This window comes from Romboutsia sp. Marseille-P6047 (genome assembly GCF_900604535.1).
GTDB lineage: Bacteria > Bacillota > Clostridia > Peptostreptococcales > Peptostreptococcaceae > Romboutsia_E.
This window is the reverse complement of the sequence record NZ_UWOT01000021.1, coordinates 1-11,662: the sequence shown is the minus strand read 5'-3', so window position 1 is coordinate 11,662 and position 11,662 is coordinate 1. Positions and strand designations below refer to the sequence as shown.

The 11,662-nt window shown below is 27.7% G+C and carries 13 protein-coding genes; 1 reads left to right on the top strand and 12 read right to left on the bottom strand.

Annotated elements, in window-relative coordinates; translation table 11 throughout:
• Positions 1-218 precede the first annotated feature (218 nt).
• The 12 genes from glyS to EIH23_RS15070 all read right to left on the bottom strand — a co-directional run bounded on the left by glyS (position 219) and on the right by EIH23_RS15070 (position 11,187).
• Complete coding sequence (glyS, locus tag EIH23_RS15125) at positions 219-2,285, bottom strand: glycine--tRNA ligase subunit beta (protein ID WP_122641255.1); 2,067 nt, start codon at positions 2,283-2,285, stop codon at positions 219-221.
• The gene (gene glyQ / locus EIH23_RS15120; RefSeq protein WP_122641254.1) at positions 2,285-3,163 is read right to left on the bottom strand and encodes a glycine--tRNA ligase subunit alpha; all 879 of its coding nucleotides are present in this window, start codon (positions 3,161-3,163) and stop codon (positions 2,285-2,287) included. Before glyQ ends, glyS begins: the two co-directional genes overlap by 1 nt.
• A gap of 161 nt (positions 3,164-3,324) precedes the next feature.
• Entirely contained in the window at positions 3,325-3,912 is a 588-nt protein-coding gene (locus tag EIH23_RS15115; protein ID WP_122641253.1) for a DUF4342 domain-containing protein, read from the bottom strand.
• Positions 3,905-4,678, bottom strand: coding sequence for a DNA repair protein RecO (gene recO, locus EIH23_RS15110; protein WP_122641252.1), 774 nt, complete (start codon positions 4,676-4,678; stop codon positions 3,905-3,907). Before recO ends, EIH23_RS15115 begins: the two co-directional genes overlap by 8 nt.
• Entirely contained in the window at positions 4,644-4,799 is a 156-nt protein-coding gene (locus tag EIH23_RS15105; RefSeq protein ID WP_122641251.1) for a YqzL family protein, read from the bottom strand. The genes recO and EIH23_RS15105 overlap by 35 nt, the downstream gene beginning before the upstream one ends.
• Before the next feature lie 82 nt (positions 4,800-4,881).
• The gene (gene mgtE, locus EIH23_RS15100; protein WP_122641250.1) at positions 4,882-6,261 is read right to left on the bottom strand and encodes a magnesium transporter; all 1,380 of its coding nucleotides are present in this window, start codon (positions 6,259-6,261) and stop codon (positions 4,882-4,884) included.
• A gap of 11 nt (positions 6,262-6,272) precedes the next feature.
• Positions 6,273-7,163, bottom strand: coding sequence for a GTPase Era (gene era, locus EIH23_RS15095; protein WP_122641249.1), 891 nt, complete (start codon positions 7,161-7,163; stop codon positions 6,273-6,275).
• Positions 7,164-7,391: 228 nt separating this feature from the next.
• The gene (locus EIH23_RS15090; protein WP_122641248.1) at positions 7,392-8,114 is read right to left on the bottom strand and encodes a diacylglycerol kinase; all 723 of its coding nucleotides are present in this window, start codon (positions 8,112-8,114) and stop codon (positions 7,392-7,394) included.
• A 4-nt stretch (positions 8,115-8,118) separates the two neighbouring features.
• Positions 8,119-8,583, bottom strand: a complete 465-nt coding sequence (gene ybeY / locus EIH23_RS15085) for an rRNA maturation RNase YbeY (protein WP_122641247.1) — start codon at positions 8,581-8,583, stop codon at positions 8,119-8,121.
• Positions 8,584-8,610: 27 nt separating this feature from the next.
• Complete coding sequence (locus EIH23_RS15080) at positions 8,611-9,615, bottom strand: PhoH family protein (protein ID WP_122641246.1); 1,005 nt, start codon at positions 9,613-9,615, stop codon at positions 8,611-8,613.
• A gap of 30 nt (positions 9,616-9,645) precedes the next feature.
• Positions 9,646-10,938: a sporulation protein YqfD gene (gene yqfD, locus EIH23_RS15075; protein ID WP_122641245.1), complete on the bottom strand. Its 1,293-nt coding sequence runs from the start codon at positions 10,936-10,938 to the stop codon at positions 9,646-9,648.
• Positions 10,939-10,950: 12 nt separating this feature from the next.
• A complete protein-coding gene (locus EIH23_RS15070; RefSeq protein ID WP_164489099.1) occupies positions 10,951-11,187 on the bottom strand; it encodes a YabP/YqfC family sporulation protein in 237 nt (78 codons plus the stop codon).
• 133 nt (positions 11,188-11,320) lie between these two features.
• Here EIH23_RS15070 and EIH23_RS16460 point away from each other — a divergent pair.
• The coding region (locus tag EIH23_RS16460; RefSeq protein WP_206425663.1) for a hypothetical protein at positions 11,321-11,662 on the top strand (342 nt) is incomplete at its 3' end.

Here is an 11,662-nt window from a genome sequence, read left to right as displayed (position 1 = left end):
TATTAAAATACTATAAACTTTATTTATTGTTCAATTTATTTTAACATTATAATATATATTTTTAAATACAAAATTTAAGTTTATTTAAATTTAATTTCTTTTAATTAATTCAAATAAGGATAAAATCTATTAATATATATATAAAGCTATGCTTTATCATATACACCTTGATTTCACCCCTTATTTTAGTATCTATTATCTACGTGTATTTATTCTTATTATTTATAAACTATCTTAGATAAATCACATATGCTAAGCATTGTGTCACAAATTTGCTTTAATAAAGCTAATCTATTATTTTTTATATCTTCATCCTTATCCATTACCATAACATTATCAAACATATTATCAACTAATGGTCTTAATGACGCAAACGCATCTAAAGCTTCACTATATTTTTTATCTTTTAATAATTCATTAACTTTTACTTTGATTTCTTTAAATCTATTGTATAACTTAATTTCAGCATCTTCTTTAAGTAAACTTTCATTTAATTCTGATGAAGTAGCTTTCTGAGCTAAAGTAGAAACTCTATTAAATGCAGTTAACATTTCAACTAACCCTTCAGTAGACAACCAATTATTAAGTTCTACAGCTCTTGTATGCATATCTGATATATCATTTATTTCTGAACTTAATACTGCTTCTATTACATCGTATCTTATTCCTAAATCTCTAAATAAATTTTTAATTCTCTCTTTGAAGAATTCCATTATTTGAGCACAAACTTCATCTTTATCAAATTCTAAACTACTATAGTTATTTAATGCATGGCTAATTAAATCTTTTAAATTTATATCTAGTTTCTTATCCATTAATATGCTTAATACACCTAATGCTTGACGTCTTAATGCATATGGATCTTGAGACCCTGTTGGCTGAATTCCTATAGCAAAAAATCCTGCAATTGAATCTAATTTATCAGCTATAGCTAATGCCATACCTGCTTTAGTTGATGGAAGTATATCTCCTGCAAATCTTGGTAAATAATGTTCGAATATAGCTTCGCTAACAACTTCATTTTCTCCACCAACTTTAGCATATTCTCTACCCATTATACCTTGTAGTTCAGTGAATTCAAATACCATATTCGTAACTAAATCTGCTTTACATAACTTAGCAGCTCTTGATGTATCTTCTTTTATATCACCTAAATTTAATGAATCTAATATATCTAAACTTAACTTTTCTATTCTTAATGTTTTATCGTATACTGTTCCTAGTTTAGCTTGGAACACAACAGTTTTTAATTTTTCTATATAACTCTCTAAGTTCTTCTTAATATCTTCATTATAGAAGAATAAAGCATCTTCAAGTCTAGCAACTAAAACTTTTTCATTTCCAGCTTTTACAACATCTATTTTATAATCATTACCATTTCTAACTGCTATAAAGTTGGGTAGTAATTTACCATCTTTAATTACAGGGAAGTATCTTTGATGCTCTTTCATAGGAGTTGTAACAACTTCTTTAGGAAGATTTGCATAAGCTTTATCAAATTCTCCATAGAATGCTGTTGGATATTCTACTAAATAAGTTATTTCATCTAATAAATCTTCATCAAACTCAACTTCTCCCCCTAATGAGTTTGCAACTTCTATACATTGTTGTTTTATTAAGTCTTTTCTTTTATTTTGATCTAAAATTACATAATTAGATTCTAATTTAGCAAGGTAGTCTTCTAATGAATTAACTTCAAACTCCTTTTCACCTAGGAATCTATGCCCTTTTGTAACATTTGATGATACTATACCTTCTAAATTTATTTCTAGTACTTCATCATTTAATAAAGTAACCATCCATCTTATAGGTCTAGCAAATCTCATATTTTTTCCACCCCAACGCATAGCTTTAGGGAAAGTAACCGCTTTAACTGCTTCTGGTAATACAGTTTTTAAAACTTCACTAGTCTCTATACCTTCTTGTTTTATAGTACCAAATATGTACTCATCTTTTCCAACTTGCTTAAAGTATATATCTTCTTCTTTTAAACCTTTACTTTTTATAAATCCTAAAGCTGGTTTAGTAAAGTTTCCATCTGCATCTACTGCTATTTTCTTAGAAGGTCCTTTAACTTCTTCTTCTAAATTACTTTGTCTATCACTTATACCTTTTACAACAAAAGTTAATCTTCTTGGTGTTCCATAAGTTTCTATATTGTCAAATACTATTCTATTTTCATTAAATAATTTTGTTAAATTGTTTTTTATTTGTTCTAAAGTACTACTAACAAATCTTGATGGTAATTCTTCCACACCTACTTCAAATAAAAGATAATTATTCATTATTTGTCACCTTCCTTTAAAAGAGGATATCCCATTTCTTCTCTTTGCTTAACATATAAGGAAGAAACTGCTCTAGCCATATTTCTAACTCTTCCTATAAATGATGCTCTTTGGCTAACTCCTATAGCTCCTCTTGCATCTAGTGTATTAAATGTATGAGAGCATTTTAATACATAATCATATGAAGGTATTACTAGTCCTCTTTCTATAAGCTTTAAAGCTTCTTTTTCATATGTATCAAATAAATTAAATAACATATCTGCATCACATTCTTCAAATGCATACACAGAGTTTTCATATTCAGATTGCTTAAATACATCTCCGTATGTTATTTTATCATTCCATTTTAAGTCATATACGCTATCAACTTCTTGTATGTACATAGCAAGTCTCTCTAAACCATATGTAATTTCTCCAGTCTCAAGCTCACATTCTATACCTCCAACTTGTTGGAAATATGTAAACTGAGTTATTTCCATACCGTCTAGCCATACTTCCCATCCAAGTCCCCAAGCACCGACCGTAGTTGATTCCCAGTTATCTTCAACGAATCTTATATCGTGTTCTAAAGGATTTATTCCTATAGCTTCTAAGCTTCCTAAATATAATTCTTGTATATTATCTGGAGATGGTTTTAATATAACTTGGAATTGATGATGTTGATATAATCTATTTGGATTTTCTCCATATCTACCATCTGCAGGTCTTCTAGATGGTTCCACATAACATACGCTCCAAGGTTCTGGTCCTAATGATCTTAAAAGAGTATTTGGATTCATAGTACCTGCACCCTTCTCAACATCATAAGGTTGCATCATGATACATCCTTGTTTTGACCAGTAATTTTGTAAAGCCAGTATCATCTCTTGAAAATTCATAAGAATACCTCCTGTTAATTTAAATTTCTATTTAATAAACATTGACGTTTAATAATAACAACAAAGCCTTTCGTCTACACGAAAGGCCCTTTTAGAGTTCTTTTATAACTTTTAGAATATCAAATCATTCAAATTTTGTCAATATAGATAGGTAATATCTACTATTCTTCTTTATTTTCATTTTTTTGATTTTCAGTTTCTTTTATAAGTTCATCTGTTATGTCTTTATTATCTTTATTTTTTTCAGAAACTACATCCTTCATTTCTTTAGCTGCATTCGTTATCATATCTTTTAACATATTTAATTTTTCTTCAGTTAGTTCACCTAAATCTATAGTTGTACCATCATCTTCATTTTGAACTTTTATATTATATTTTCCTATTACAGCAGCTGAAAGACCTATCATTGCAGGTATTGTTGCAAATGCTAAACCAACTACGCCTACTGTTAAAGGTATATTAATTATAGTTTTGCCATCTTTATCTATTATAACTCTTATTACACTACTTTTTCTAAGAAGTTCTTTTAATTGATATTTTATTTGTTCTCCATCTTTTCCTAACACTTCTTCTACAGTTTTCTTAACTTTTTTTGTAGAGTTTGATCCTTTTTTAGATTCTAATAAGATAATAGCTTCCACTACATCTCCATCACAAACTTGTAGAGCTTCTTTAGCTTGTGCATAAGTTACATTTGGAATTCTTTGATATACAGCATCTATACTTTCTATAGTTATTTTATTACTCACCCTTATCCACTCCCTTTTCGTTTTCTAATTCATGTAATAAGTGTAGCGATTTAAAATTAACATTGTCAATATAAATCATTAAGTATTGCTTTAAAATTCTTTGTAGTTCATAAGTTATATATTTAGATACTTTTGCTTTACTACATCTTAATATATCATTACTTAATATATATTCCATAAGCCTTATAGTTGTTATATCTATTTTCATGTTTTCTGTAAAATTTGTACTACATTCCTTGCATAATATACCACCTTCATATACATTAAATACATATTCATCAGAGTTTCGTTCTCCACAATTACTACATCTGCTTACAACAGGTCTAAGCCCAATATAATCTAAGAATTTTAACTCAAATGCTCTTGTAATAAACTTTTTATCTATATTTTCTTGAGTATATAAATATAAGGTCTGAGCAAGTAATACAAACAATCTATTATTTGTTTGATTTTCCAGTGTTGAAGATTCTACTAATTTTGTTATATATGTAGCATATGAAAATGCTTCTAAATCATAGGATAAGTCATAAAAGCTCTTAATTATATAACTTTGACTTATTCTATACATATTTCCTTGTTTTTTTAAAGTGTAATTAGCATAAGAAAATAGTTGAGCTGAGGAAAGCAAGGTACTTTTATTTTTCTTTGCTCCCTTAGCCATTGCAACTATCTTCCCTAATTTCCTGGTAAATATAGTTAATATTACGTCATTTTCTTTATACCTCACGGCTTTAAGAACTATCCCTTGGGTATTCAAGATTATCATAGTTGCTATCTATCTCCCTCGTTTGATTATTTTCTTCGTCTATTTTCTTTAAATCATTTAAGTATAAAAAGGCTTCTATACTTCCAGTCTTTTCAAAAATATTCCAATACAAATTGTCCATTTTTAAAAACCCCCTTCTTACGACTATATCTATATTTTTAGTAAGAAAGGGGTAAATAATACATTAAAATTATTAAAAGTTATTATGCAATTTTTGACAATACAAGCGAAGTTATTACAAAATACACAGTAACACCTGTAATATCAAGTATTGTAGATATTAAAGGTGCTGATATTATTGATGGATCTACATCTAATCTCTTCAATAAAGCAGGCATAAATGCGCCTATCATTGATCCAACTGTCATATTTATAAATAATGATAGTGATACAGCTAAAACTATACTAATATCCTTTATAAATATAAACGATGCTCCTCCTATTATGACACTACATAGTATACCTGTAATAAGTCCTACAGCACCTTCTTTTAATACATTTGTATAATCTAAGTTTTTATTAGATAACGTCATTACAGTTAGTGCAGACGATTGTGTTCCTATGTTTCCACCCATACCAATTACTACTGGTATAAAAAATATTAACGGTGTATACTTTGGATTTGTTATAAAATCTAAATTAGAAATTATAGCTGTAGAAATTAGGCCTCCTATTAGAGTTATAATAAGCCATGTTATTCTAGATCTAACAGAAGAAAGTATTTGTTCCTTAGGCGTAGTGTTTACCTTTTCAATAAGGTCAACTTCATGCTCAGAAGATCCTGCAAATTTATACATATCCTCAGTAGCCTCTTCTTCCATTACATCAATTATATCATCGACAGTTATTATACCTTTTAATCGTTTTTGTCTATCTATAACAGGAATCGCAACTAAGTTATACTTAGAAACTAACCTAACCGCTTCCTCTCTATCTTCATCAACATAAACAGATATAATATTTTCGCTCATTAGTTCTTCTACTATATTAGAATTTCTAGCAGTTATTAATTCTCTTAATGATATTACCCCAACTAATCTCTCTTCGTTATCAACTACATATATATAATATATAGTTTCGGCATCTAAAGCATTCTTCCTTAAATGTTCTATAGCATCTTTAGCTGTCATATCTTTATTCACTTCTATATATCCTGTGGTCATAATCCCGCCAGCAGATTCTTCTTCATAAATTAATAACTCTTTTACATCATCGGCATCTTCTTGACTTAATAGCTCCATAACGCCTTCTCTTTCTTCTTCTTCTAGTTGGCTTAAAATATCTGCCATATCATCAAGAGACATTAATTCTAATATATTCTTACGATGATCTATATCTATTTTAGATAATATAGTTTTAAAAAATTCTACATCACATTCTTCTAATATTGAAGCGGACATATCTATTGGAAGGACTTCAAATAACTTAACCTTCATATTTTCATCTAAGTACTCCATAATATCGAATATATCTATTATATGGTACTCTTCAAGCAATTCCCTTAACTCCAATATTTTATTGTTATCAATTAAAGATTTAACTTCATTTAACAAATCTTTGGAAATATCCTGTTTCCTATCCATGTAATCCACCCTTATTTATCAGTATACCCAAAATTACTTACATAATTTTGTAAATTTCTCCAATTCTCTTTAACTTTAACCCATAGTTGAAGATTTATTTGAGATCCTAAAAGTAGCTCGATATCTTCTCTTGCAGCCTTACCTATTCCCTTTAATTTTCTACCATTTTTACCTATAATTATACCTTTATGAGAATCTCTTTCGCAGTATATTACAGCTGAAATATCTACAATTGCTTTATCATTTCTTGACTTCATTTTTTCTATCTCTACTGCAACACCGTGAGGTATTTCATCATGAACATAGTGAAGAACTTTTTCTCTTATTAATTCTGATACTAAAACTCTTTCTGGTTGATCTGTTATCATATAATCAGGGAAATACTTTGGTCCCTCTTGTAAATATTTTTGTACGACCTTAAGTAATTCTTTTGTATTTCTTCCTTTTAAAGCTGAAATAGGAACTATTTCTTTAAATACACCTTCCGCATGGTACATTTTCATTAAATCAAATAATTCACTCTCTTCCATTTGGTCCATTTTATTTAAAACTAAGATAACAGGAGCTTTAACACCTCTTAAATCTTCTATTATCATTCTATCTCCAGGACCTATTTTTTTAGATTCATCCACTACATATAATACTACATCTACATTTTTAAATGCATCTGTAGCTGATTTAACCATATATTCACCTAGTTTAGTTTTAGGCTTATGTATACCTGGTGTATCTAAAAATACCATTTGGCATTCTTCATCTGTATAAACTGCTTGAATTGTATTTCTTGTAGTTTGAGGTTTGTCACTCATTATCGCTATCTTTTCTCCAACTACATTATTCATAAGTGTAGATTTCCCAACATTTGGTCTACCTACTATACTAACAAATCCTGATTTGAACATTTATGTGTCTCCTACCTTTTGTCTAAAATTATTTTATTATTCTTATATCCGTTCTAAATTTTATAATTAAATATATCAGTATTTTTCTGGATACTTATGCTAATTACATATATTTTTTATTATTAGCATTTTCTTTAGTATCTTACATTATAACATAAAAAAGAAGTCTTGCAGACTTCTTTTTTATGTTAGCCTACTTGATAATTTTTAAATATATTCAAGTATTTTTTAATAAAAATTAATTATCTTAATTTGGAAAACTAACATTCCAATTAGAATACCTAATAGTGCACCAGCAATAGTTTCCCAAAAAGTATGTATTTTTCCTTCTATCCTACTTTGTGCAACAAGTATAGCCATTATATATGCAAGAGTTGCAGCAACTGGTCTTTCCGTCATCATAGTTATGGATGTAGCCATTGCAAATGCTAAAGCTGCATGCCCACTAGGCATCCCTCCTTTTAAAGGAGTTCCTGTTGATGTTAATGCCTTAACTACAACTACTGATATAAGTACTAAAACTATACATATTAAAGTTACATGAGGATCAGATTTTCGTATTGTAAATATAAGCGATTTAGACATATCTGTTATTTGATTATAAAATAACATATATCCAACTACAACTGAGTTAAGAGCTGCAATTACAACTGCTCCAGCAGCAACATCCTTTGCTATTTTAGCAAGAGGATGATATTCATCAGTTACCATATCTATAGCATTTTCTATTGCTGTGTTAAACATTTCAGTTATAATTACTAAACTTATAGAAAATAGTAATATCAATGTTTCTACTTTTGTTAAATCAAAGAATAAACTTCCTATTAGCACTATTGCAGCTAAACAATAATGTATTTTCATATTACGTTCACATTTAAATGTATATATTATACCTTCTATGGCTGCATTAAAAGCTTTTATTATTCCTTGTCGAGTTTTTTTTACTTTCATAAAACTACTCCCTTGTTATGCTTAGCTTGTTTAATATATAATCTTCTTTTTCTCTCATTTCTTTAGTATTTTCTTCAGTATCATGATCATAACCTAAAAGATGGAACATACTATGGCAAACTAAAAAGCATACTTCCCTTTCAAAACTATGATTATAATCTATACTTTGTTCAAAAGCTCTTTCTAGTGAAATAACTATATCACCTAAGGATTTTTCTTCTAATTCAATATCAAAATCAAATTCTTCATCTATCATTGGAAATGATAAAACATCTGTAGGTCTATCTATACCTCTAAATGTCTTATTTAGTTCATGTATTTCTTTATTATCTACAAAAGATAAACTTATATCATAATCATCGTCATATCCTTCATAATCTAAACATTCTAGTATTATATCCTTTATTTTTTCTAATAACTCTTCATTCACTTGAAGTTTATTTTGTCTGTCATCTATTATAAGTTCCATTGTCACACCTATCTCTTTCTTAAAAGTCTATTTATTCTTAGAAGAAATTCTCTCTTGTATTTTATTTCTTCTAACTTCTTCTTCTTTGTCAAATTTATTATAAGCTCTTATTATTCTTTGAACTAATTCATGTCTTACAACATCTTTATCACTTAACTCTATGCTTCCTATGCCTGGAACATCTTTTAATATCTTTGTAGCCTGAATTAATCCACTTTTATTTTTATTAGGTAGGTCAGTTTGAGTTAAATCTCCTGTTACTACAGCCTTTGAACCAAATCCAAGCCTAGTTAAGAACATTTTCATTTGTTCTGGAGTTGTATTTTGAGCTTCATCTAGTATAATAAAAGCATTATCTAATGTTCTACCTCTCATAAAAGCTAATGGTGCTACTTCTATAGTACCTCTTTCTAAATATTTATTAAACTTATCAGGTCCTATCATATCAAATAGAGCATCATATAATGGTCTTAAATATGGATCTACTTTGTCTTTTAAATCTCCAGGTAAAAATCCTAAACTTTCTCCAGCTTCTACTGCCGGTCTAGTAAGAATTATCCTACTAACTTCATCCTTTTTAAAAGCTTTAACTGCCATAGCTACAGCTAGGTATGTTTTTCCAGTACCTGCAGGTCCAACACCAAAAGTAATATCATTATTTTGAATTAACTTTACATAGTCTTTTTGACCTAATGTTTTTGGCTGAACAGATTTCCCCTTTTGAGTAATTACTATTGTATCTTCTAATTCCTTTATTCTACTCTCACTACCTTCTAATAATAGTGATAATGAATATGATATATTTTGTTTATCTAAAGTTTTTCCATTTGATACAGCTTGATGAAGTTCATTCATAAGTTTTAATGATGAGTCTACATTCTTTTCTTCTCCCATTAAAACTATATTTCCTTCCCTTAATATAACATCTATACTTAATGCTTCCTCAATTAATTTAACATTTTCATCAAAGTTTCCAAATAACTCTCTCTCAAATCTTTCTTCAGATACTAAAAATTTCTTTTGTATTATCAATTGATTTATTCCTCCTTGAGTATTTTAATTTCAGTTATTAGAATTTTCATTCTCATCACTTTCATCATTACCTTCTTGAATTTCATTCCTTATGTCATTTATCAAACGTCTGCTTGGATCTGATGGAACAACTTCTCCTGATTCTTCTTTACTTTTGTTCTCATCAATTATTAATTGTTCTGCTTCAGATTTACTAAGTGGATAAACTTTTGCTATGTTTTCACTAGTATATACTGTTACTATGTATTCTAACACATTTTTATTAATTTTATATTTATCTTTTACATCTGTATACTTAGCAGAAGCTGGTATTATGTAATCTAATTCTTTTAAAGCTTGCTCTTTTAATTCTTTTTTCAATTCATTTTCATCTTTTTCTATTTTTGTAGTTTCTACTTCATAAAAAGTACTTACTTTTATTTTTATAGGAAAAGTGTAATTACCTATTTTTAATTTTAGTTCTTTATTTTCTATTATATAATCCTTATACTTTATGTTTTTCCTTATATTAAAAATTTTATCATAGAAACTTATGGTATATACATTTTTACTTTTACCTGTTTTTTCCTTTTTATTTTCTATATAGCTTGCACTTTTTTTAACTTCGTAAAAAGTAGTTGCCCAAACTTCTGGTAAGGATTTAGTATTTGATCCACTTACAAGTAGGTCTCCACTTTGTACTATATCTCCTTCTGCAACTACTGAATTTCCACTTCTAGGTATTACTTTTTCTATTATACCATTTTTTTCTGCAATTATATTACAATAATTTGATTCCTCTTTTGATGACAGTGTTTCTGCTTTTTTTGTTATAGTTACAAAAACATTTGTACCTTTTACATTTAAAGATATGTATGCTACATCTTCAAATGTTACCATAATACTATCTCTAATTTTTTTTCTATCTATATTTTTTTTATATATACCTGGTTTTAATCCTAATTTATAAATCTCAGTTCTAACCTCTTCTTGTTTTATTCCCTCTGGACAGTCTATATATATATCTGTTACAAATTGAGATGTGGTCATTAAAATTGTTAAGGATATTATAGCGCAAATCCACATACCTTTATACTTATATATTCTCTTTAAAACAAAAGGTATCCCAGTCTTTTGTTTTACTTTAATTTGAAAGTTACTTCCTCTATATGCCTTTTTAAAATCACTTATATCTTTTCTATCTACGCAAAACTGTATCTTGGTATTACTTATTCGATTTACATTATATACATTGATATTATTTCTTATAAGATAATTTAAAAACCGTTCCGTACCAACACCTTCTACAGTTATAACATAGTACCCCCTTATATAACTTATCACTTGTATCTCCTCCTAATCTATATATTCCACATTGTATATCAATCCTTTTATTCCAATTTCCCCATCAGTTATATATTTTAATAGAAGTTTTTCACCAGATATTTTTATCGTTTTAACTTTTGTCTTTATTTTTATTAAATCAGTATCATAGGTTACTATTGATAAATAATTTTCTATACTTACAAATGTATTACCAACAATAGTTATTGTTGGTTGAGTTACTTGTAGATCAGTTGATATATCAATCATTAGCATACCTCCTTAATATATTCTATGTTCATAATTTAGTTAAATTACTTGTATTTACTTTGTAAACTTATATTTATATTAAGAATAATGTATTTATATATAACTTTATTCTTAATAAGAAAGGAGAAATTATATGAAAAAAGACTTAGCCGACATAGTTCAAAAATGCGTTTATTGTAATTTCATTATAAGTGATCTTATAAAATATAATGATTCATCAACAAAAACTCTATTTATAACTATTAAAAATGAAAATCTAATAAATATTAAAACTCTGTGTTATTTATATGAATATTTATACCAAGATGTGCTAATACTACAAAACGTAAACGATGTTGATTTAAATAAAGATTTTAATAAAAACATTAAATATTTATTTAAGCTTTTCTTCGAAATAATTTCTGATTTAAAAACTTTATTTTCTCGGATAAAAGACCGATACTGTAAACAATATATAAATAGGTTAATATTTAGT